Here is a 22,968-nt window from a genome sequence, read left to right on the forward strand (position 1 = left end):
TCAACCAGATCAAAATCGAAAACCCACACCTGTGGGATGCCGAGATGAAGGAAGAAGCGACCCAGATGATCCTGCAAGGGACCCAACTGGAGATCGAATACGCCCGCGACACCATGCCCCGCGGCGTATTGGGCATGAACGCCGCGATGATGGAGGACTACCTCAAGTTCATCGCCAACCGTCGTCTGTCGCAGATCGGCTTGAAGGAAGAATACCCAGGCACCACCAACCCGTTCCCGTGGATGAGCGAGATCATGGACTTGAAGAAAGAGAAGAACTTCTTTGAGACCCGTGTGATCGAGTACCAAACCGGCGGCGCGTTGAGCTGGGACTGAAAATGTGGGAGCGGGTTTGCTGTGGCGAGCCCGCGTCTACATTATTGGTTTTCGGTGTTCTCTGGATTTTGCAAGCAAGCGACTTATGCCCAACCAAACCATCAAGACCCCGTGCATCGGCCTGTGCTCCACCGTCTACGGGGACCTCGTCTGCCGGGGCTGCAAGCGTTATCACCACGAAGTGATCCAGTGGAACGGTTACAACGCCGAGGAAAAACAGGCGGTGTGGCTGCGTCTGGAACAGTTGCTGGTGCAGGTGATGGCCAGCAAGCTGGAAGTGTTTGATCCGCACCTGCTGCGCCAGCAACTGGAAAGCCGCAAGATCCGCTTTGTGCCGCATCAGTCACCGTATTGCTGGGCGTACCAGTTGATTGCCCGCGGGGCGCGGGTGATTTCCCGGCTGGATGCGTATGGGCTGGTGCTGCAACCGGAATTTCGTGAACGTCATTTGGCGGATCTGCGCGATGCGATTGATCGTGAGTTTTTCCTGTTGTCCGAAGCGCACTACGAGCGCTATATCGCCCCAGGGTTTCTGAAGGAAGCATTTGGGCCGGCCCTGATAGCTACCCTCTAAAGACCAGCACAAAACCCATGTGGGAGCGGGCTTGCTCGCGAAGGCGGTGCATCAGTCAGCACATGCATTGCCTGACACAGCGCTTTCGCGAGCAAGCCCGCTCCCACATTTTGATTTGCGCTTGTCAGGAGATCCAGGACGCCGCACGTTCCGTCTGCAAACCGTATTTCTCAATCGCCAGCTGACCCATCCGCGCATCCAATGCCGTCAACGCCGCCAGCACGATGTGATACCGATCTACCTCAAAAAAGTCGCGCAACGCCGCCCGCGTATCACTGCGCCCGAACCCGTCAGTACCCAGCACGGTGTAGCGACTGTCCAGGTACGAAGCGATCATCTGCGGCACCGCCCGCACATAGTCAGAAACCGCGATGACCGGCGCGCCGTGGGGCAAGCAGGCATTCACATGGCTTACCCGTGCAGCCTCTTGCGGATGCAACCGATTCCAGCGTTCCACCTCCCGCGCATCCCGCGCCAGTTCGCTGTAACTGGTGACGCTGAACACCTCGCTCGTCACTTGCCAATCCTCGGCCAATAGCTGCGCCGCCGCCTGGGCTTCGCGCACCAGCGTGCCCGAACCCAGCAACCGCACCTGGGCGCCAACCGTGCCTTCCAGACGGTACATGCCCTTGATGATCGCCGCTTCAACCCCTTGCGGCAGGCTCGGCTGCGGGTAGTTTTCGTTCATCAGCGTCACGTAGTAGAACTCGTCCACCTCGTGCTCCAGCATCTGGCGCATGCCGTGGTCGAGGATCACCGCGAATTCCCCGGCGAACGCCGGATCGTAGGCGCGGCAATTGGGCACGGTGGCCGCCATGAGATGGCTGCTGCCGTCCTGATGTTGCAAGCCTTCACCCCCCAAGGTAGTGCGCCCGGCCGTCGCGCCGAGCAGGAAGCCACGGGCACGCTGGTCGGCGGCGGCCCAGATCAGGTCGCCGACACGCTGGAAGCCGAACATCGAGTAATAGATGTAGAACGGCAGCATGCGCAGGCCATGCACCGAATAGCTGGTGGCCGCCGCGACCCAGGAGCTGATGGCGCTGGCTTCGCTGATGCCCTCTTCGAGGATCTGCCCGTCGGTGGCTTCGCGGTAGCTGAGGATTGAGCCGATGTCTTCCGGCTCATAACGCTGGCCGACGCTGGAGTAGATGCCGATTTGCTTGAACAGGTTGGCCATGCCGAAGGTGCGCGCCTCATCGGCGACAATCGGCACAATGCGCGGCCCCAGGGCCTTGTCCTTGAGCAGGTTGGTCAGCATGCGTACGCAGGCCATGGTGGTGGACATTTCCTTGCCGTCGGCCGCCGTGGCAAACCCGGCATAGCCCGCCAGCGGCGGCACGCTGAGCGGCGCGGCAAGCGGGCTGCGGCTCGGCACATAACCGCCGAGCGCCTGGCGGCGCTGGTGCAGGTAGCGTATTTCCGGGCTGTCGTCGGCGGGCTTGAAGAAGCTCAGGGATTCGGTCTGCGCATCGCTCAGGGGCAGTTGGAAGCGATTGCGGAAAGCAAGCAACGCGTCGCGATCCAGCTTCTTCTGCTGGTGGGTGGTCATCTTGCCCTGCCCTGCTTCGCCCATGCCAAAGCCCTTCTTGGTCTGGGCGAGGATCACCGTGGGTTTGCCTTTGACCCGGCGCGCGGCATGGTAGGCCGCGTGGATCTTGACCATGTCATGGCCGCCACGCTTGAGGCGGTCGATCTGCTCGTCGCTCATGCCTTCCACGAGTTTGGCCAGGGCTTCACTCTGACCGAAGAAGTGCTCGCGATTGAAGGCGCCGTCCTTGGCGGCGAAGGTCTGCAATTGACCGTCGACGGTATGCGCCAAGGTGTTCACCAGCGCGCCGTCGTGGTCCTTGGCCAGCAAGGGGTCCCAATCCGAGCCCCACACCAGCTTGATCACGTTCCACCCGGCGCCGGCGAACAACGCTTCCAGCTCATCGATGATCCGCCCGTTGCCGCGCACCGGGCCGTCAAGGCGCTGCAGGTTGCAGTTGACCACCCAGGTCAGGTTGTCCAGGCCTTCGCGCGCAGCCAGGGTCAGGGCCGACATGCTTTCCGGTTCGTCCATCTCACCGTCGCCGAACACCCCCCAGACGTGGCGGTCAGTGGTGTCCAGCAGGTTACGGTGTTGCAGGTAACGCATGAAACGCGCCTGGAAAATCGAGCTGATCGGGCCGATCCCCATGGAACCAGTGGGGAACTGCCAGAAGTCAGGCATCAGCCACGGGTGCGGGTAGCTGGACAGGCCACGTGCGCCAGCCTTGGGCCCGCCGATTTCCTGGCGATAATGGGCCAGGTCTTGCTCGCTGAGGCGCCCTTCAAGGAAGGCACGGGCGTAGATACCGGGCGCGGAATGGGGTTGATAGAACACCAGGTCGCCGCCAAATCCGTCACGGCGGGCGCGAAAGAAATGGTTGAAACCCACTTCGAACAAATCCGCCGCACTGGCATAGCTGGCGATATGCCCGCCCAACTCGCCATAGGCCTGGTTGGCGCGGACCACCATGGCCAGGGCGTTCCAGCGGACCAGCGAGGCCAGGCGTTCTTCGGTGGCCAGGTCGCCGGGAAACGCCGGCTGCTGCTCGACGCTGATGCTGTTGACGTAGGGCGTGCCGTGGCGCGGTTTCCAGTCGATGTGCGCAGCGCTGGCGTCCTGGGCCAGTTGGTCGAGGATCTGCCGGGCCCGCGCAGGACCGGCGTTGGCCACCAACGACGCCAGGGCGTCGCGCCACTCGTCCAACTCTTGCTGATCCAGGGCGGTGTGATTGACTGCGCTCGCGAAACCGTTCATGGGCATCTCCAGGCCTTTTTTTCCAGTTTATGTCGACGCCCAAGGATTTTTTGCCTGTTTTCAGGCGTAAAATTCTGAATTTTGAGCATGAATCACTGGTATTGCGATTTTTCCCAGCACGTTGTGCTCAACCACCCCGTAACCTTGCCATTGTGTTTAAAATGCCGCCCGCTCAATGACTGACGTTTAATGATGAACCCAGACGCACTCGCTACCCTGCACGCCCACCTGCTCGACGCCTTGGCGACCCCACCAGACGAAACCCGGCGCCTGTTCCACGGCCGCGGGCGCTGCTGGCCGGGCCTGGAGCAACTGACGGTGGACTGGCTGCAAGGCGTGATACTGGTCGCATTGTTCAAGGAGCCGGAACCGGCCCAGTTGGAAGCCCTGAAACAGTTGCTGCAAACGCAGTTGAGTGCCTACACCGTGGCGCTGCAACACCGCTACCTGCCGCAAAGCACCACCGAATGGCTGGTGGGCAGCCCCATCGACGAGTTGACCATCACCGAAGGCGGCCTGCGTTATTTGATCGACCTGGGTAAAAAGCAGAACAGCGGACTGTTCCTCGACATGCGCTACGGCCGCAACTGGGTGCGCGAACACGCCAAGGGCCAGCGCATCCTCAACCTGTTTGCCTACACCTGCGGCTTCTCCGTGGCCGCCATCGAAGGCGGCGCCGACCATGTGGTGAACCTGGACATGGCCCGTGGCGCCCTCAGCCGTGGCCGTGACAACCATCGCCTGAACGGTCATGACCTGAGCCAGGTCACGTTCCTGGGCCACGATCTGTTCAAGTCCTGGGCCAAGGTCACCAACAGTGGCCCCTATGACTTGGTAATCATCGATCCGCCGTCGTTCCAGAAAGGCAGTTTCCTGTTGACCAAGGACTACCAACGCGTGCTGCGCCGCCTGCCGGACTTGCTCACAGCTCAGGGTACGGTGCTGGCGTGCATGAACGACCCGGCCTTCGGCGAAGACTTCCTGATCGACGGTGTGACCCGTGAAGCACCGGGGCTGCGATTTGTCGAACGCCTGGAAAACCCGCCGGAATTTCCGGATATTGACGCGCAAAGTGGTCTCAAGGCGCTGGTGTTCCGCCAGGGTTGATGCCGAAACGGCCAGCGCTTGCTACGCTTAGCTCTAACGCCGGGGTGGTGAACCTTATCCCCCCCTTCCCGGTCGATACCTGCATTCCCTGGCCAGACTCGACCGCGCTTCGCTGTCGGCTGCCCCGTTTCACCTTTTGGAGAACCGCCCGTGATAACGACCCTGCATGTAGCCAGACTCAAAGCCTGGGGCGCCCACGGCTTTACCGCCACCGGCGTGGTACTGGCTTTTCTGGCCACTCTGGCGCTGCTGGAAAATTCCCCCAAGGCCTGCCTGCTGTGGCTGGGCCTGGCGCTGGTGGTCGATGGCGTCGACGGTTCCCTGGCGCGCAGGGTCAATGTCAGCACGGTGTTGCCGAGCTTTGATGGCTCGGTGCTGGACCTGGTGATCGATTACCTCACCTACGTGTTCATCCCCGCGCTGTTTATCTACCGCTATATCGACCTGCCGGACTTTACCCACCTGTTCACCGTGTCGGTGATCCTGGTGTCGTCGTTGTTCTGCTTCTGCAACGTCAACATGAAGAGCAAGGACAACTACTTCGTCGGCTTCCCCGCCGCCTGGAACGTGGTGGCGCTGTGTGTGTACATCATCCAGCCGGATGCCTGGGTCACCTTGCTCACGGTGATCGGCCTGGCCCTGCTGACCGTGACGCCGATGAAGTTCTTGCACCCGTTCCGCGTGAAGCGGTTCATGCCGATCAATATCGCAGTGACCACCATCTGGTTGCTGTGCAGCTTCTTGATGGTGGTGGATTATCCGAACACCAACCCGTGGACGTTTGGGTTGTGGTCGCTGATGTCAGCGTACTTTCTGGGGATTTGCATCTGGCGCACGGCCTTGGAATGGTTGGATAAACGTCACGGCTGATCGCAGTTAGACATGTGGGAGCGGGCTTGCTCGCGAAGGCGGCAGTTCAGTCAAAAACTTAGTGACTGACACACCGCCTTCGCGAGCAAGCCCGCTCCCACATTTGGTTCTGTGTACATCTGGCAGTAAGATGGCGGCCTTCCGCATAGCGCCTTGCCAACCATAAGCCCTGCCCATGCCCTTCGAACTCAGCGTTGACCTCACCACCCTCGCCATTCTCGCCGTCGTGGCCTTCGTCGCCGGTTTTATCGACGCCATCGCTGGCGGCGGCGGCCTGCTCACTACCCCAGCCCTGCTCACCGCAGGCATGCCACCGCATCTGGTACTGGGCACCAACAAGCTCAGTTCCACCTTCGGCTCGGCTACCGCCAGCTTTACCTTCTACCGCCGTAAGCTGTTTCACCCGCGCCAGTGGGTACACGCCATTGTCGGCACCTTCATCGGCGCACTGACCGGCGCGGTGGTCGCCCACTATCTGCCAGCCGAAACCCTGAACAAGATGCTGCCGGTGATCGTTTTCGGTTGCGGCCTGTACCTGTTGTTCGGCGGTACGCCCAAGGCGCCGCTGGAAGCCGACGCACCGATAAAGAAGAAGTGGCAATCCACCCAGGGTTTCGGCCTGGGCTTCTACGACGGCGTGGCCGGCCCCGGCACCGGCGCGTTCTGGACCGTCAGCACCCTGCTGATGTACCCCGTCGACCTGGTGAAGGCCAGCGGCGTGGCGCGCAGCATGAACTTCGTCAGCAACGCGGCGGCACTCTCGGTGTTTATCTTCAACGGCACGGTGGACTGGATCGTCGGCCTGACCATGGGTATCTGCGTGATGTTCGGCGCATTCTTTGGCGCTCGCAGCGCGATCAGCGGCGGCGCCAAATTCATTCGCCCGGTGTTTATCACCGTGGTCCTGGGCCTGACCGTGCGCCTAGCCTGGCAGCACTGGTTCAGCGTGGCCTAAGCGCCGCGCCAGGTAGAGGTCGATCAGGTAGCGCGCAATCGAACGTGACGCCGGCAACGGCGGCAGGTCATGGATATTGAACCATTGCGCATCTTCGATCTCGTCGGCTTGGGGCACGATGTCGCCACCGGCGTATTCGGCATGAAAGCCCAGCATCATCGAATGGGGGAACGGCCAGCATTGGCTGCCCATGTACTGGATGTTCTTGACCTCCACCTGCACTTCCTCGCGCACCTCGCGGATCAGGCAGTCTTCGGCCGACTCACCCGGCTCGGCAAAGCCCGCCAGGGTGCTGTAGACACCACTGACGAAGCGCGGCGAACGCGCCAGCAGGATCTCGTCGCCACGGGTCACCAGCACGATCATGCTCGGCGAAATCCGTGGGTAGCTGCGCAGGTCGCAAGCCTGGCAGAACATCGCCCGCTCCCGTGGCACCTGGGCCATGGCCTGGCCGCAACTCCCGCAAAACCGGTGTTCCCGCGCCCAGGTGCCGATCTGCGCGGCGTAGCCCAGCACTTTGTACAGCCTGTGATCACCTTGCAGCATAAAGCCGCGCAGGCCCTGCCAGCTGCACCCCGGCACGTCGACGGGGGCGTTGAGTTCCAGCAGGTACACCGGCTCGCCGTCGAGGTGGCCGATGCCGTGTTCGGCAAACACCGACACATCCTGGCGCTTGAGCCATTCCCGGGGGAACAGCGGGCCATTGCTGTCATGCAAAAAGCCCTCGCGGCTGCGGGCGACGGCCCAGCCGCCAGGGGTGTCGTTGTCCAGCAATGTGGTGGTAATCCAGCCTGGGGTCATGTCAGTCAATCCACGAATTCGGGTTTCTGCTTGCTCATATGGGCCGCGATGGCCACGCGCAGGTCGTTGGATTGCAACATAGCCGCGTTCCAGGTGGCAACGTATTCCAAGCCATCATTGACTGTATGGTCACGCATGTAGCTGATCATGGCTTTGGTGCCGGTCACGGCAATTGGCGACTTGGCGGCGATTTCACGGGCGATCTCCATCACACCGGCCAGCAGGCTTTGCTGATCGGCGTAAACGCGATTGACCAGGCCGATGCTGCGCGCCTCTTCGGCGCCGAACTGGCGACCGGTGTAGGCCAGCTCACGCAACATGCCGTCACCGATAATGCGCGGCAAGCGTTGCAGGGTGCCGACGTCGGCGGCCATGCCGATGTCGATTTCCTTGATCGAGAATTGCGCGCCCTCGGCGGCGTAGCGCATGTCGCAGGCGCTGATCAGGTCGATGGCGCCGCCGATGCAGTAACCCTGGATCGCCGCCAGCACGGGTTTGCGGCAGTTGTCGACGGCGTTGAACGAGGCTTGCAGTTCGAGGATCTTGCGCCGCAGCAGACGCGCATTGCGGCCCACGTCCTTACCGAATTCGTTGGCCACCGAGGCCAGCATCATCAAATCGATCCCCGAGGAGAAATGATTGCCAGCACCGCTCAGTACCACGGCGCGTACCGCGTCGGTGTCTTCGATCCACTGGAAGATGTCGATGATCTCGGTCCAGAACGCCGCGTTCATCGCGTTGATCTTTTCCGGGCGGTTGATCTGCACATGGGCAACATTGCCGCTGAGTTCGACAACGAAAGCTTGATATTCGGACATGGCAGTGATCCCTGACTGGCGAGTGATAAGGGCCGAACTATAACAAGGGTGCACAACGGCGCATCGGCCAAAAGCGGGACTGGGAAAACGCTGGATAAAACCCCGCACACACGCCATCCTTCGCGTTTTAAGCCGCCCCGTCCGCGGCGCTCGACGTTTGAAGGATATGCCCATGCACGCCCAACCCCTCTCCCCGGCCGAATTCGACTTTATCGAAGACACCCTGCAAAAGTACGGCGACGACCATTCGGTGCTGAACCTCGCCGAACTGGACGGTTACTTCACGGCACTGGTGTCGAGCCCGGCCCAGGTGGACGTGGCCGAGTGGTTCCCGGCGATCTGGGGCGGCCAGAATCCCGCGTGGGACAACATGGACGAGGCGCAACGCTTCCTTGAACTGTGCGTCCGCCACATCAACACCCTGGCCGGGCAGCTGGCGACCGATGCGACGGGCTTCAAGGCCCGCTTTGACGACACCGAACACCAAGGGCAAACGGTGACCCTCGCCGAGGAATGGTGCTTTGGTTATATCCGTGGCGCCGCCATCGGCAACTGGCCCGCGCTGCCAGCACCACAGGCCGCCGAACTGGAAAAAATCTCCTGGTGCGCCGAGCAGGACAACTTCGAACTGCCAGCCGACCTGGATGTGGCAGCGCACCAGCAGCGCGTCAGCCAGATCGAACCGGCGGCGCGGGCGCTGCACGATTACTGGCTCAGCCAGCGCTAAGCCTCGACAAGCACTGCGGGTTTGGCCGATTATTCGGGTCCGCCCGTCGGCCACTCCGTACCACCTTGCCTTGCATCAGGAGCCTTGTACCTTGAGTTCGCAGAAAACCGTGACCGTTACACCGCCCAATTTCCCCCTCAATGGCAAGGTCGCGCCCCCCGGCTCCAAATCCATTACCAACCGCGCCCTTTTGCTGGCGGCCCTGGCCAAGGGCACCAGCCGCCTGAGCGGCGCGCTGAAGAGCGATGACACCCGCCATATGTCGGTGGCCCTGCGCCAGATGGGCGTGAGCATCGACGAGCCGGACGACACCACCTTTGTCGTCACCAGCTGCGGCAAGCTGCAACTGCCGACGCAACCGCTGTTCCTCGGCAATGCCGGCACCGCGATGCGCTTTCTGACCGCCGCCGTCGCCACCGTGGAAGGCACCGTGGTGCTGACCGGCGACGACTACATGCAAAAACGCCCGATCGGCCCGCTGCTGGCGACCCTGCGCGCCAACGGCATCGCGGTCGACAGCCCGACCGGCTGCCCGCCAGTGACCGTGCACGGCGTGGGCAAGGTGCAGGCCAAGCGCTTCGAGATCGACGGAGGCCTGTCCAGCCAGTACGTCTCGGCCCTGCTGATGCTCGCCGCCTGCGGCGACGCCCCGATAGAAGTGGCGCTGACCGGCAAGGACATCGGTGCCCGTGGCTACGTCGACCTGACCCTCGATTGCATGCGTGCCTTCGGCGCCCGGATCGAAGAAGTCAACGACACCACCTGGCGCGTGGCTGCGACCGGCTACAGCGCCCACGATTACCTGATCGAACCGGACGCGTCCGCCGCCACCTACCTGTGGGCCGCCGAAGTGCTGACTGGCGGGCGCATCGACATCGGCGTCGCCGCCCAGGACTTCACCCAACCGGACGCCAAGGCCCAGGCCGTAATCGCCCAGTTCCCAGACATGCAGGCCACAGTGGTCGGCTCGCAGATGCAGGACGCGATCCCGACCCTCGCGGTACTCGCAGCGTTCAACAACACCCCGGTGCGCTTCACCGAGCTGGCCAACCTGCGCGTCAAGGAATGTGACCGCGTGCAGGCGCTGCATGACGGCCTCAATGAGATCCGCCCGGGCCTGGCGACCATCGAAGGCGACGACCTGCTCGTAGCCAGCGATCCGGCACTGGCCGGTACCTCGTGCAATGCGTTGATCGACACCCACGCCGACCACCGCATCGCCATGTGTTTTGCCCTGGCCGGGTTGAAAGTCGCGGGCATCCGCATTCAGGACCCCGACTGCGTGGCCAAGACCTATCCTGACTACTGGAAGGCCCTGGGCAGTCTTGGGGTCCAGCTCAGCGACTGAGCCGGCAGCGTCGGAATGGGGAGGCCAAGCACATGAATATTCGCCAACCCTGCCCACCCGGCGCTTGCGACTGCGACCGCGAACAACTGCTGCAAAGCCCTGGCGCCGATGTGCGCATCCTCAACCTCACGCGCCAGGAAGAGAAGAAACTGGTTGAGCGCCTTGAAGACCTCAAGAGCCTGCAAGACCTGGAGCGCATGCAGCAACTGATGTACCAGCAATTGGGCATCCGCGTGCAGGTCGCGCCGGGGCACACCGAGGTCAGGAGCATGCGCGGGATTCAGATCGAGATCGACGCCTTGCCGGGCCTGTGCCGCAAGACCCGGCAAGCGATTCCGGCAGCGATTCGCCGGGGCCTGGAGAAGCGCCCGGAGATTGCCTACCGCCTGCTCGACGCCCACGACCTGTTTCGCGAAGGTTGAATCAACCCGCCACGGTTTCCCCTTGGAACAGCCGCTGCCCGATCGCCCGGGCGGTGTTCAGATGCGCCTGCGCGCTGCCGCTTTCCGACTCCAGCATCAGCTCAGAGGTCAGCACCTTCGCCCCGCAGTAATCAAAAATCCCATGGTCGATCTGCGTGCGCATGGCCTTGGCGTAACCGTGACGCTCAAATGCGCTTTCATCCGCCGCACCGACGGCCAGCAAGTGCACGTGCAAGTGCCGCAGCTTTTTCACCACTGGTTTATCCGGACCGTAATCAATCGCCCAGCCGTTGACGAACACGCGGTCGATCCAGCCTTTGAGCAGGCCCGGCAGCGACCACCAGTAGATCGGGAACGCCAGTATCAGCGCATCGGCACGGTCGATACGCGCCTGTTCGGCCAGCACATCGGCAGGCGGCTCGGCGCGGCTGCGATGCACGCGCTGGTCGGCGGCGCCGTAACGTGGGTCGAAACCTTCGGCGGCGAGGTCGGCGATCTCATGGGTGTGACCGGCAGCGGTCAGCCCCGCTGCGGCTTGCACAGCAATGCTATGGGTGAGGGATTGCGGGTCGTGATGGGCAACAACGATCAGAGCGTGCATGACATTGACTCCATTTCGGTTTAGGCTGGGCTTAAGTTACCTTTGGTAAGTTACTTTTGGTATATAAGCATGTCAAGCCATGAATCCCCTGCCCCACGTCGCCGCCTGTCGCGCGAAGATCGCCTGCGCCAGCTGTTGGATGTGGCCTGGCAACTGGTGCGCGATGAAGGTACCGACGCCCTGACCCTGGGCCGCCTCGCGGAACTCGCGGGGGTGACCAAGCCGGTGGTCTACGACCACTTTGTCACCCGCGCCGGGTTGCTCGCCGCGCTGTATGAAGACTTTGATGGGCGCCAGAATCAGCTGTTTGCCGAGGCTATCGAGGCGAGCAACGCGACACTGGAGGACCGCGCGTGGGTGATTGCCTCGTCCTACGTCGATTGCGTGTTATTGCAGGGCCGCGAAATCCCAGGGGTGATCGCCGCGCTGAGCAGTTCACCCGAGCTGGAAAGCCTCAAGCGCCAGTACGAGGGGATTTTCCTGGATAAATGCCGCGACGCGCTGTCGCCGTTTGCGCCCGACGGGTGTGTGTCCCAGGCCGGATTGCGCGCCATGCTGGGGGCGGCGGAAGCGCTGTCCCAGGCGGCGGCCAGTGCTGAAATCAGCCGGGAAGAGGCGCAGCAGGAGCTGTTGGCGACGATCATGGCGATGGTGAATCGGCGATCTGTATCGCCAGTGCCGCCGCTTTCGAAGCCGCGCTGAAGCTCGACATCTCCCACAGGGGATTGGCAGTGCCTGGACGATCTCCAGCCGAACACTCACCCTCCATCAACCGCGATCAAATGTGGGAGCGGGCTTGCCCGCAAAAGCGTTGGCTCGGGCAACACATCTCACACAGCGGCGCGCTATTTCAGCCCCGCCCCGGCAAAAACACCTGCACCTTGCGCGCCAGTTGATCAAGGTGACGGTCGCGCTGCTTCTCGGCATCGACCATCGCGCGCTTGCCGTGTTTTTGCAGCAGGTAGGTGTGGATCTGCCGCACTTCAAGCGAGCTGTAGATAGGCGCCACTTCCACCACGCCCATCAGCCCGTCGGTCGCGTAATCGCGGGTATTCATCAGCACCTGGGTGTCGCGTGCGCCGCGCACCTGGAAGCCCATGGCTTCGAAGGCCGGCACCTTTTCCACCGCGCAGGCCAGCTCGGCGTGGGGATAGCGCGCAAGCACCTCGCCCACCATGCCGCGCGCCACGCCCTGGCGCCGGCACCCCTGCTGCACCGCCATGAACGCAATGCCGCACGCCTCGGGGTCGTCCTTGACCGGCAAATACAACACAAAGCCGATCACCTTTTCCGGGTCCTGGGCATCGGTGGCCACGACCAGTTCAACCGCAATCCCCTTCGCACCGTTCAAGGCTTCCAGGTACAGGTGCACCTCAAAGCCGATGGCGTACTGGTAGATGTTGTAGAGCAAGTTGCTCGGTGGCAGTGCCACGCTGCTGATGTCGGTGAGGTTGTCCACCACCAGTTGCAGGATCTGGCCATTGATGGACTCCGGGCACGGCGTGGTGTAGCGGGTAAGGCTGAACATGCAAATTCCTGGGGTTGGGGTGCGGCGATTATACCTGTTGCTGCCCGCACACCTCACGCAAACATCCACGCAACCAGCGATGGGCCAGGTCGGCGTCCAGACGCGGGTGCCAGAGCATGGCCACGGTAAACGTCGGCAGGCTCAATGGCAGCGCAAAGCTGTGCAAGCCTTCGCGTTGGTGCAGGGTGTAGCGCTCGGGCACGCTGGCGATCAGATCGGTGCTGCGGGCCAGGGCGATGGCGGTGGCGAAACCGGCAACGATGGTGCTGATCTGCCGGGCCAGGCCCAGGCCTTCGAGGGCAACGTCGATCTGCCCACGGTCCTGTCCGCGACGGGAGACGTAGACATGCTGGCCTTCGGCATAGCGCTGCACGCTGACGTCGCCCTGGCTCAGTGGATGCCCACTGCGCACCACGCCAATCAAACGGTCGCGGAACAACGCCTGGGTCAGCACTTCCGGGCTGCCGGCGGGGTCGACCACGCCAGTTTCCAGGTCGACGCTGCCTTCGCGCAGCAACGCACTGTCCTTGTCGGTCTTGTTGACGAAACGCAGGCGCACGCCGGGAGCCTCGCGGGCAATCCGTGCGAGCAGCGCCGGGCCGACGTTTTCGACGAACTCCTCGCTGGCGCGCAAGGTAAAGGTGCGCTCGACAGAGGCCATGTCCAGGCTTTGCAAGGGCCGCAGTACGGCATGGGCGTCCTGCACCAGTTGGCTGACCTGTTCGCGCAACTGCAGCGCACGCGGCGTCGGCACCAGGCCACGCCCGGCGCGCACCAGCAACGGGTCGCCGGTGGTTTCACGCAGGCGCGCCAATGCACGGCTCATGGCGGAGGGGCTCAGGCGCAGGCGCTTGGCTGCACCGGCAACGCTGCCTTCGGCGAGCAACACGTCCAGGGTGATCAACAGATTCAGATCGGGCATCGGCGCTCCTTATCAGGCGTTACACGCAGGTATTCAGTGCAACCCATGCGTCTTCCGCCATGTTAGGCGACGCCGTAGATTTGTAACAGTTGCGATCACTCAAGGAATTCCGGATGCAGACCTCTTCACGCGGCGCGCTGTTCAGCCTGTCACTGTCCATGTTGCTGGCCTCCCTTGGCACCAGCATCGCCAATGTCGGCCTGCCCAGCCTGGCGCAGGCGTTCGAGGCGCCGTTCCAGGCAGTGCAGTGGGTGGTCATCGCGTATCTGCTGGCGATCACGGCGGTGATTGTCAGTGCCGGGCGCCTGGGGGATCGACTTGGGCGCGGGCGGCTGTTGCTGGCTGGCTTGCTGGTGTTCGCGGCGGCCTGCGGGCTTTGCGGCATGGCGCCCACCCTGCCCTGGCTGATCGCCGCGCGGGTGCTGCAAGGCTTGGGCGCCGCGGTCATGATGGCGATGCCCCTGGGTATGGTCGGTGACACCGTCAGCAAGGAACGCACCGGCCGGGTGATGGGTTTGCTCGGCACGCTCTCGGCCGTCGGCACCGCCATGGGCCCCAGCCTCGGCGGTGTGTTGTTGAGCCTGTGGAACTGGCGCGCGCTGTTTCTGCTTGGCGTGCCACTGGGCCTGTTGGCGGCCGCGCTCGCCTGGCGGTATCTACCGATGGAGGACGGGGCACGTCCAGGCGGGCCATTCTGGTCGGCACTCGGAACCCCCGGCCTGCGTTCGGGCTTGGCCCGGAGCGCGCTGGTATCGGCGGTGATGATGGCGACGTTTGTGGTCGGTCCGTTCTACTTGTCCCGCGGCCTGGGGCTCGCGCCGGGCTGGATGGGCCTGGTGATGGCGGTCGGGCCGTGTGTCGCCGCCGTCACCGGCGTACCGGCGGGCCACCTCACCGACCGTTTCGGTAGCCCGCCCATGACCCTCGCCGGGCTCGGCATCATGGCCGTGGGCGCGCTGTCACTCGCGCTGGCCGCCGGGCTGCCGGCCTACCTGGGCGCGCTGGTCTTGCTGACGACGGGTTACAGCCTGTTCCAGGCCGCCAACAACACCGCAGTGATGCGCGATGTGGACGGCGCGCGCCGGGGCACGGTATCGGGGCTGCTGAACCTGTCGCGCAATATCGGCTTGATTGTCGGCGCCTCGGGCCTGGGTGCGGTGTTCGCCTGGGCCACGCCGGATGTGATCCGCGCCACCCCGCAGGCCGTGGCTTTTGGCCTGCACAGCACCTTTGGCGTGGCGGTGGGCCTGATCCTGCTGGCGGCAGGAATACGACACAAATATTGACAAGGTAAAATCGTAACGACTATTGTCTGACAACCTGATTACCAAGGTTGTCCCATGCTTGAGCTCCAGCGCCCCGACTCGCTTGTCGTGCGGGTTGTCAGCGCGATTCGCGCAGAAATCGATTCCGGTCAATTGCCGCCGGAATCGCGCATGCCTACCGAACAGCAACTGGCCGAACAACTCAACGTCAGCCGCTCGGTGGTGCGCGAAGCCATCGCCCAGCTCAAGGCCGACGGCATCATCACCGCCCGCCGTGGTCTGGGCTCGTTTATCTCGCAGACGCCTGCCGGCACGGTGTTCCGGTTCCCGCAGCCCAATGGTCGCAGCCCGGACCTGGCGCAGATGTTCGAAGTGCGCCTGTGGATCGAAACCCAAGCCGCCTCGATTGCCGCAAAGCGCCGTGACGAGGCCGACCTGCACCGCATGAAAAGTGCCTTGCAAGCCATGCAGGACAACCGCGATAACTTCGAAGCCGCCGCCATCGCCGACGTGGAATTCCACCGCGCCATCGCCGACGCCAGCAAAAACGAATACTTCGTCGCCTTCCACGACTTTCTCAGGAGCCAATTGGCCAGCGCGCGCAAAACCGCCTGGGAAAACTCCGCATCACGCTTCGCCACCGGCTCTGCCGACGCCACCCAGGAGCACCAGCAGCTCTTTCAGGCGATTGCCGATGGCGACGCCCAACGCGCCGCCGCCAGCGCTGAAGCCCACCTGCGCGCAGCGGCACGGCGTCTGAGCCTGGAGCTGCCCGAGACAAACTGATCCTTTAAGTAGCGTGTCCTGGACACGCCATTTTTTTAACAAAAACATTAGTCTGACAACCTGATAAGCAGACCGAAATGTGCAACTTTAGGTAGCCCACCCCATGATTCACGACTATTGCATTATCGGCGGCGGCATCGTCGGCCTGGCCACGGCGATGGAACTGCTCAAGCGCCAGCCCGGTGCCTCGCTGGTGATCCTGGAAAAAGAGCCAGTGCTGGCCAAACACCAGACCGGCCACAACAGCGGCGTGATCCACGCCGGCATCTACTACGCGCCGGGCAGCCTCAAGGCGGACCTGTGCAAGCGCGGCGCCGAGCAGACCAAGCAGTTCTGCACTGAACACGGGATCAAGTTCGAGGTATGCGGCAAATTACTGGTGGCCTCCAGCCCCCTGGAAATGCAGCGCATGGAAGCCTTGTACGCACGCTCCCAGCTCAATGGCATGAAGGTCGAGCGCCTCGACGCCGACCAGTTGCGCCAGCGTGAACCGAACATCGTCGGCCTCGGCGGGCTGTTCCTCGACGCCACCGGCATCGTCGACTATCGCCAGGTGTGCGACACCATGGCCCGGGTGATCCGCCGCAACGGCGGCGAGATCTGCCTGGAGCGTACCGTCACCGCGATCCATGAAGACACCGACAAAGTCACGGTCAACACCCGTGGCGAAAGCTGGCAGGCCCGCCGCCTGGTGGTGTGCGCGGGCTTGCAGTCGGACCGCCTGGCAACGCTGGCCGGCATACCGATCGACCACCAGATCATCCCGTTTCGCGGTGAGTACTTCCGCCTGCCAGCGGCGAAAAACAACATCGTCAACCACCTGATCTACCCGATTCCCGACCCGGAGCTGCCGTTTCTCGGCGTACACCTCACGCGCATGATCGACGGCAGCGTCACCGTCGGCCCAAATGCCGTGCTTGGCCTGGGCCGCGAGAACTACCGCAAGTTCTCGGTGAACTGGCGCGACGTGGCGCAGTACGCCAGCTTCCCCGGCTTCTGGAAAACCATCTGGCAAAACCTCGGCTCCGGCACGACCGAGATGAAGAACTCGCTGTTCAAGTCCGGCTACCTGGAGCAGTGCCGCAAGTACTGCCCATCGCTGACCCTCGACGACCTGCTGCCCTATGAGGCGGGCATCCGCGCCCAGGCGGTGATGCGCGACGGCAGCCTGGTACACGACTTCCTGTTCGCCCAGACCCCACGAATGCTCCACGTGTGCAACGCGCCCTCACCCGCCGCGACGTCCGCCATGCCCATCGGCGCGATGATCGCCGACCGCCTGTTCAAGCCCGAGTAACACCCCGCACCACGCGTCCATTTGACAATAACTACAAAGACCCAGAAGGAAGTACAGCATGACGGTAACTGCCCCGATTCCCGGCACCGAAACCCCCGAGCAAACCCGCAAGCGCCTGCGCAAGGTGGCCGCCGCGACCATCTTCGGTTCGATGCTGGAGTGGTACGACTTTTACCTGTACGCCACCATGGCGGCCATCGTGTTCTCGAAGATCTTCTTTGATAACAGCGACCCCAAGACCGCCACACTGATGGCCTTTTCCACCTTTGCCATCGGTTTTATCGCACGCCCGTTCGGCGGGATTCTGTTCGGCTACCTCGGTGACAAGTTCGGCCGCAAGCAAGTGCTGGTGCTGACCTTCTGCCTGATGGGGGTGTGCACCACCCTGATCGGGCTGATCCCCAGTTACGCCTCCATCGGCATCTGGGCGCCGATCCTGCTGGTGTTTATCCGCATCATCCAGGGCCTGGGCGCCGGTGCCGAGCTGTCGGGCGCGGCGGTGACGTCCTACGAGCACGCCTCCCAAGGCAAACGCGGCAGCCAGGGCGCCTGGCCGGCACTGGGCCTTAACCTGGGCCTGTTGCTGTCGTCGCTGACCGTGTACCTGCTGACCATCAATGGCAACGAGTTCCTGCTGGCCGGTGGCTGGCGCATCCCGTTCGTGTGCAGCATCGTGCTGGTAGGCGTCGGCCTGTGGGTGCGCAACAGCATTCCGGAAACCCCACAGTTCAACCAACTGAGCAAAGAAGCGACCAAGGCCAAGGCCTCGCCACTCAAGGCGCTGTTCAAGAATGACCTCAAGGGCCTGGCCGTGGTGTTTTTCGTGGCGATTGGCTACAACGCCCTGAGCTACATCTTCAAGACCTTCTCCCTGGCCTACCTGACCCAGTTCAAAGGGGTGGATGTGCACGTCACCTCGCTGTCGGTAACCATCGCCAGCCTGATCGCGATTGTCGCCGTACCCTGCTTTGGCTGGCTGTGCGACAAGTGGAGCAGCAAGACCGTGCTGATGCTCGGCGGGCTGTGCTCGCTGCTGTTCGCCTACCCGTTCCTGGCCCTGCTCAACACCGGCGAAAGCCTGATGATCTACATCGCCATCGGCGTTGGCACCGGCATCCTTGCACCCATGATGTTTGCCCCGCAGGGTTCGTTCCTGAGCCGCCAGTTCCCGACCCAGACCCGCTCCTCGGGTTTTGGCACCGGGCGCGAAATCGGTACCGCCATCGCCGGCGGGCTGGCACCACTGGGTGCGTTGTCGATGGTGGCGGCATCGGCCACCCACTCCACCGATGGCGTGGTGATCATCCTGGCGATTTCCGCGCTGCTGGTGGTGGTATTCGCCCTGTGTGACCAGGGTCGCAAGCACTCCACATTCAAGAACTGAAGGAAAAAGTTCAGACCAACGGGTGCATGGACGCACCCACATCGCGCATCATGGGCACTTTACAAGCTCAAGGGTAATGTCCATGCGCGTTCTGTCATTGATGATGGGTCTCACGACGCTGGCCGCCAGTTCGGTGTTCTGCGCCAGCGCGATGGCGAATGAAGAAAGTCAGTTGATACAACAGATCAACGTCTACCGCAGCCAGCTCCAGCGCTGCGGCGACCAGGGTTCCCAGGAACTGCCACCGCTGACCAGCGATACGCGGCTGGTGTTGCCGGCCAACAACGTCGGCGACCTGCAACAGGCCCTGGCGCGGGCGGCGTATCCGATGGTCAACGTACAGGCCATCAGCCTGTCCGGTCCCAAGGATGCAACGTCGGCGATGAAGGCCGTGCGCGAAAGCTTCTGCCGCGTGGTGCTGGACCCGCAATTTGTCGACATCGGCGTAAGCAACAGCGGCCAGGACTGGCGCATCGTGCTCGCCCGCCCGCTGCTGTCCAGCGGCCTTGGCGACTGGCAGACCGAAGGCAAGCAACTGCTCAACCTGATCAACACCGCCCGATCCCAGGCACGCCAATGCGGCACCCAGGCGTTTAGCGCCACCACGCCGCTGAGCTGGAACGACGACCTGGCCGGCGCTGCCAACAGCCACACGCGCAACATGGCCAACGGCAACTTCTTCGACCACCTCGACCATGACGGCCGCACGCCGGGCGATCGTGCCGAGTTGGCGGGGTACATTGCAAAGAACATCGGTGAAAACATCGCCGCCGGTCTCGACACCCCGCGCAAAGTGGTAGACGGCTGGCTCGCCAGCCCCGGGCATTGCGCCAACCTGATGAACCCGCAATTTCGCGAACTGGGTGCGGCGTACGCCATGGACCCGAAGAGTGATGCAGGCATCTATTGGACGGGGTTATTCGGCAGCCAATAGGGGCAATCATTTGGACTGAGCATCAAATTGCTATCACGTGGATAATAGCGCTGAACTGCCAACGGCGATTCCGGTCTGTAGCTTGTTGGCCTGACCCTCCGGGCCACTAAAAGGTTGCGGCAAACAAGGTGTTCTCCCAATGATGAATTGGCTGCAAAGCAGCAGCGACATGGCCGAGCAGGTGCGCGTGTATGACTGGGCCAGTACGCCGCTGGGCCCGCTTGAGCTATGGCCGGACGTACTCAAGACCACCGTCGCACTGTGCTTTGCCTCAAGCTTCCCCCAAGCCATCGTGTGGGGGCCGTCGCTGACCATGCTCTATAACGATGCGTTTATCCCGATCCTGGGTGACAAGCCCTACGCCCTGGGTCGCCCATTCAGTGAAGTGTGGAGCGAAGTCTGGCGTGATATCAGCCCCATCGCCCAGGCGGCCTTTGAAGGGCATGCGACCTACATTGAAAACTACCCGCTGGTGATCGAACGCGGCGCCGGGCCCGAGCAGGCGTATTTCACCTTTTGCTACAGCCCGATCCGTGACCCTCGCGGCGCCGTGGTCGGCATGCTCGACACCGTCACCGAAACCACCGCGACCGTGTTTCTCACCCGTCGCCTGGCCATGCTCGATGCCATCGGCAACGCCGTGGCCAATGCCACCGATGCCGAAGCCATCATGACCAGCACCACGCGCTTGCTGGCGCAGCACCTGCAAGTCACCAATTGCGCGTATGCCGACATGGACGCTGACGAGGATGGCTTTACCATTCGCGGCAATTGGGCGGCTCCCGGCTCGCCAAGCATCGTCGGGCGCTACAGCCTGGCGTCGTTCGGCGAGCGGGCGGTACGCCGCCTGCGGGCCGGCGAACCGTTGGTGATCCGCGACAACCGGGTCGAATTCCCGCCAGAGGAGTCGGCCAGCTACCAAGCCCTGGGGGCTACCGCGACGGTGTGTTTCCCACTGATCAAGGAGGGCCGGCTGACAGCGCTGATGGCCGCGCACCACAAATCCCCGCGCACCTGGTCGCCCTACGATCTGGCGCTGGTGGGCGAAGTCACCGAACGCTCGTGGGCGCATATCGAGCGCGTACGCGCCGATGTGGCCGTACGCGAGGGGCTGGCGGCATTTTCAGAACTCAATGCCACGCTCGAGCAACGGGTCGCCGAGCGCACCCTCGCCCTGACCCAGGCCGAAGCCGCACTGCACCAATCGCAAAAACTCGAAGCCATCGGCCAATTGACCGGCGGCGTGGCTCACGACTTCAACAACTTGCTGACCATCATTCGCTCCTCGGTGGACTTCCTGCGCCAGCCGGGGCTGTCCGAAGAGCGCCGCCAGCGCTACATGGCGGCAGTGTCGGACACCGTCGAGCGCGCCAGCAAGCTCACCAGCCAACTGCTCGCCTTCGCCAGGCGCCAACCGCTGAACCCGCAGGTGTTCGACGCGTGCCAGCGGGTGGCAAACATCGGTGAGATGCTCGAAAGCCTCACGGGTGCGCGCATCCACGTGCAGGTGGAACTGCCCGCACAGGCGTGCCATGTGCGCGTCGACTCCAGCCAGTTCGAAACCGCGCTGATCAACATGGCCCTCAACGCCCGCGACGCCATGGACGGCCAAGGCACCTTGACCCTGCGCGTGTCGACTGTCAGCGCGCTACCGCGCATTCGTGGCGATGCCGGGTTGCATCAGCCGTTCGTGACGGTTTCACTGAGCGACACCGGCGCCGGCATTGGCTCGGACGTCTTCGAACGTATCTTCGAGCCGTTCTTCACCACCAAGGCCGTCGGCAAAGGCACCGGGTTGGGCCTGTCGCAAGTGTTCGGCTTCGCCAAACAATCGGGCGGCAACGTCGATGTGACCAGCACCCAGGGTCAGGGCACGCGCTTTACCCTGTACTTGCCCGCCGTGGCCGCAGAGGCGGACTCGCCTGCCCCGTCAACCCACGAACAGGCCCCGGTCACCGACACGAGGCAGCGCCATATCCTGATCGTGGAGGACAACCTGGAAGTCGGCCGTTTCGCCAACCAGATCCTGCAAGACCTGGGCTACCAGACCACCTGGGCCACCCATGCCGAACAGGCACTCACCTTGGCAGGCCCGGATGCGATGGCGTTCGACGGGGTGTTCTCGGATGTGGTGATGCCCGGCATGACTGGCGTGGTGATGGCCAAAGTTCTGCGCCAACGGCGGCCGGACCTGCCGGTGGTGCTCACCTCCGGCTACAGTGAAGAGCTGGCCGACAGCGGCTACGAAGGCTTTGAGTTCCTCGCCAAGCCCTATTCCGCCGACCAGGTGGCACGGGTCCTGGCCAAGGCCATGCAGCGCGACTGACGCCCTACTCCGCCACTGCGACGCGGTTGCGACCCTCGGCCTTGGCGCGGTACAGCGCCTTGTCGGCCGTATTCATCAGGCTGTGCAAGTCCTGGTCAAGGTTGCGGCTCGAGGCCACGCCCAGGCTGGCGGTCAAGCCGTGCACCGGCTCGGCGGCCAGCCCGGAGATGGACTTGACCAACTGTTCGGCGATGTCACGCGCGGTGTCCAATGAAGTGTTGGGCAGCAATACGCCAAACTCTTCGCCGCCCAACCGACCGTACACATCCGACTGGCGAAATGACGCGCTGATCACCCCGCCGATCTGGCGCAACACTTCGTCCCCGGCCTGATGGCCGTAGGTGTCGTTGATGTCCTTGAAGTGGTCCATGTCCATCATCAGCGCACACAAGGGCTGCCGGTTGCGCCGGCATTGCGCGTACAGCAACTGGGCGTGCTCAAAGAAGGCGCGGCGGTTCATCAGGCCCGTGAGCTCATCGGTCTGTGCGGCGCGGGCGGAAATATTGTGGGCACGTTCCATCTGCCGGGTCAGGCGAAAGGCTTTTTCCAGGGCGTCCGAGAGTTTGCGCGTGGCGCTGACCACAAAGGTCGAAAACACCAACACCGCCGCCGCCACCCCGACTTGCATCGGTGACGGCTGGAACAGCAGCCACAAGGTACACGGCAACAACACCAGGAACATGGACATCAAGGTCATGTAGCGATATGCCGAGTAACACGACACCGCACTGACCGACATACCCACGGTAAACAGCATCACCAGCACCTGGGACACGCGGTCATCGGTGGGCATCACTGCAAACGCGCCCAACCCCCAGATTCCGGCGGACAGCATCAGTGTCAGCCAGTAGCGCCGTTCCCAGCGTTCCGGCGTGCGTTCGGCACGGGGACAGCGAAACCAGCCCATGAACAAGTGGATACGCAGCAGCGAGGACGCGCTCAGCGCGACCAGCCAGATCAGGATGACCTGATGATCGAACCGGTCCCAGCACAGCCAGCACAGCATGATCGCGGCGAAGAAACTGCCGAAAATCGCGGCAAATGACTGGCGAAACAGCTGGTGCAAACGATCGGTTCGCACCTGCTCTTCGATAAAGCAATCCTGGTCCTGCTCACGCCCAAGGCCATTCATGAAATCCGCCTGCTTTGACTGCCACGACAAAGGCGCCATTGTGGCATCCTG

22 protein-coding genes are annotated in these 22,968 nt (G+C 63.0%); 15 read left to right on the forward strand and 7 right to left on the reverse strand.

Annotated elements, in window-relative coordinates:
• A partial coding sequence (locus IB241_RS18020) for a ribonucleotide-diphosphate reductase subunit beta (protein WP_169903231.1) occupies window positions 1–335 on the forward strand: 335 nt, incomplete at its 5' end.
• A gap of 85 nt (window positions 336–420) precedes the next feature.
• Window positions 421–909 carry a DUF1289 domain-containing protein gene (locus IB241_RS18025; protein WP_192299580.1) on the forward strand — a complete coding sequence of 163 codons (489 nt, stop codon included), beginning with the start codon at window positions 421–423 and terminating at the stop codon, window positions 907–909.
• Between the two features lie 124 nt (window positions 910–1,033).
• Here IB241_RS18025 and mdeB read toward each other — a convergent pair whose 3' ends face one another.
• On the reverse strand, window positions 1,034–3,694 hold the full coding sequence (mdeB, locus tag IB241_RS18030) for an alpha-ketoglutarate dehydrogenase (RefSeq protein WP_192299581.1): 2,661 nt from the start codon (window positions 3,692–3,694) through the stop codon (window positions 1,034–1,036).
• A gap of 192 nt (window positions 3,695–3,886) precedes the next feature.
• Here mdeB and IB241_RS18035 point away from each other — a divergent pair, with 192 nt between their 5' ends.
• The 3 genes from IB241_RS18035 to IB241_RS18045 all read left to right on the forward strand — a co-directional run bounded on the left by IB241_RS18035 (window position 3,887) and on the right by IB241_RS18045 (window position 6,626).
• Window positions 3,887–4,801 (forward strand): class I SAM-dependent methyltransferase, encoded by a 915-nt coding sequence (locus tag IB241_RS18035; RefSeq protein ID WP_192299582.1) that lies wholly within the window; start codon window positions 3,887–3,889, stop codon window positions 4,799–4,801.
• Between the two features lie 150 nt (window positions 4,802–4,951).
• Window positions 4,952–5,671 (forward strand): phosphatidylcholine synthase, encoded by a 720-nt coding sequence (pcsA, locus tag IB241_RS18040; RefSeq protein ID WP_192299583.1) that lies wholly within the window; start codon window positions 4,952–4,954, stop codon window positions 5,669–5,671.
• A 175-nt stretch (window positions 5,672–5,846) separates the two neighbouring features.
• Complete coding sequence (locus tag IB241_RS18045; protein ID WP_192299584.1) at window positions 5,847–6,626, forward strand: TSUP family transporter; 780 nt, start codon at window positions 5,847–5,849, stop codon at window positions 6,624–6,626.
• On the opposite strand, the gene nudC is transcribed toward IB241_RS18045, so the two are convergent.
• Window positions 6,594–7,427 (reverse strand): NAD(+) diphosphatase, encoded by an 834-nt coding sequence (nudC, locus tag IB241_RS18050; protein WP_192299585.1) that lies wholly within the window; start codon window positions 7,425–7,427, stop codon window positions 6,594–6,596. The two genes, IB241_RS18045 and nudC, sit on opposite strands and share 33 nt — an antisense overlap.
• Window positions 7,428–7,432: 5 nt before the next feature.
• Complete coding sequence (locus tag IB241_RS18055) at window positions 7,433–8,245, reverse strand: crotonase/enoyl-CoA hydratase family protein (protein ID WP_192299586.1); 813 nt, start codon at window positions 8,243–8,245, stop codon at window positions 7,433–7,435.
• A 172-nt stretch (window positions 8,246–8,417) separates the two neighbouring features.
• Between IB241_RS18055 and IB241_RS18060 the strand changes: the two genes are divergently transcribed.
• From IB241_RS18060 to IB241_RS18070, 3 genes are all read left to right on the forward strand, one after another.
• Window positions 8,418–8,972 (forward strand): UPF0149 family protein, encoded by a 555-nt coding sequence (locus IB241_RS18060; RefSeq protein ID WP_192299587.1) that lies wholly within the window; start codon window positions 8,418–8,420, stop codon window positions 8,970–8,972.
• Between the two features lie 91 nt (window positions 8,973–9,063).
• Window positions 9,064–10,320: a 3-phosphoshikimate 1-carboxyvinyltransferase gene (locus IB241_RS18065; RefSeq protein WP_192299588.1), complete on the forward strand. Its 1,257-nt coding sequence runs from the start codon at window positions 9,064–9,066 to the stop codon at window positions 10,318–10,320.
• Window positions 10,321–10,352: 32 nt separating this feature from the next.
• A complete protein-coding gene (locus IB241_RS18070) occupies window positions 10,353–10,742 on the forward strand; it encodes a hypothetical protein (protein WP_192299589.1) in 390 nt (129 codons plus the stop codon).
• Window position 10,743: 1 nt separating this feature from the next.
• On the opposite strand, the gene IB241_RS18075 is transcribed toward IB241_RS18070, so the two are convergent.
• A complete protein-coding gene (locus tag IB241_RS18075) occupies window positions 10,744–11,343 on the reverse strand; it encodes an NAD(P)H-dependent oxidoreductase (RefSeq protein ID WP_192299590.1) in 600 nt (199 codons plus the stop codon).
• A gap of 69 nt (window positions 11,344–11,412) precedes the next feature.
• Here IB241_RS18075 and IB241_RS18080 point away from each other — a divergent pair, with 69 nt between their 5' ends.
• Window positions 11,413–12,045: a TetR/AcrR family transcriptional regulator gene (locus IB241_RS18080; protein WP_192299591.1), complete on the forward strand. Its 633-nt coding sequence runs from the start codon at window positions 11,413–11,415 to the stop codon at window positions 12,043–12,045.
• Between the two features lie 148 nt (window positions 12,046–12,193).
• Here IB241_RS18080 and IB241_RS18085 read toward each other — a convergent pair whose 3' ends face one another.
• Window positions 12,194–12,871 (reverse strand): GNAT family N-acetyltransferase, encoded by a 678-nt coding sequence (locus tag IB241_RS18085; protein ID WP_192299592.1) that lies wholly within the window; start codon window positions 12,869–12,871, stop codon window positions 12,194–12,196.
• Window positions 12,872–12,899: 28 nt separating this feature from the next.
• On the reverse strand, window positions 12,900–13,793 hold the full coding sequence (locus IB241_RS18090; protein ID WP_192299593.1) for a LysR family transcriptional regulator: 894 nt from the start codon (window positions 13,791–13,793) through the stop codon (window positions 12,900–12,902).
• Window positions 13,794–13,906: 113 nt separating this feature from the next.
• Here IB241_RS18090 and IB241_RS18095 point away from each other — a divergent pair, with 113 nt between their 5' ends.
• From IB241_RS18095 to IB241_RS18120, 6 genes are all read left to right on the forward strand, one after another.
• Window positions 13,907–15,079 (forward strand): MFS transporter, encoded by a 1,173-nt coding sequence (locus tag IB241_RS18095; RefSeq protein WP_192299594.1) that lies wholly within the window; start codon window positions 13,907–13,909, stop codon window positions 15,077–15,079.
• A gap of 54 nt (window positions 15,080–15,133) precedes the next feature.
• A complete protein-coding gene (locus IB241_RS18100) occupies window positions 15,134–15,844 on the forward strand; it encodes a FadR/GntR family transcriptional regulator (protein WP_192299595.1) in 711 nt (236 codons plus the stop codon).
• A 103-nt stretch (window positions 15,845–15,947) separates the two neighbouring features.
• The gene (gene lhgO, locus IB241_RS18105) at window positions 15,948–17,141 is read left to right on the forward strand and encodes an L-2-hydroxyglutarate oxidase (protein ID WP_192299596.1); all 1,194 of its coding nucleotides are present in this window, start codon (window positions 15,948–15,950) and stop codon (window positions 17,139–17,141) included.
• Window positions 17,142–17,199: 58 nt separating this feature from the next.
• A complete protein-coding gene (locus IB241_RS18110; protein ID WP_192299597.1) occupies window positions 17,200–18,525 on the forward strand; it encodes an MFS transporter in 1,326 nt (441 codons plus the stop codon).
• Between the two features lie 82 nt (window positions 18,526–18,607).
• Window positions 18,608–19,459 carry a CAP domain-containing protein gene (locus IB241_RS18115; RefSeq protein WP_192299598.1) on the forward strand — a complete coding sequence of 284 codons (852 nt, stop codon included), beginning with the start codon at window positions 18,608–18,610 and terminating at the stop codon, window positions 19,457–19,459.
• Window positions 19,460–19,598: 139 nt separating this feature from the next.
• Window positions 19,599–21,785: an ATP-binding protein gene (locus IB241_RS18120; RefSeq protein WP_192299599.1), complete on the forward strand. Its 2,187-nt coding sequence runs from the start codon at window positions 19,599–19,601 to the stop codon at window positions 21,783–21,785.
• 4 nt (window positions 21,786–21,789) lie between these two features.
• On the opposite strand, the gene IB241_RS18125 is transcribed toward IB241_RS18120, so the two are convergent.
• Window positions 21,790–22,956, reverse strand: a complete 1,167-nt coding sequence (locus IB241_RS18125) for a sensor domain-containing diguanylate cyclase (protein WP_192299600.1) — start codon at window positions 22,954–22,956, stop codon at window positions 21,790–21,792.
• Between the last annotated feature and the right edge of the window lie 12 nt (window positions 22,957–22,968).

The organism is Pseudomonas sp. PDM05 (assembly GCF_014851685.1).
GTDB lineage: Bacteria > Pseudomonadota > Gammaproteobacteria > Pseudomonadales > Pseudomonadaceae > Aquipseudomonas.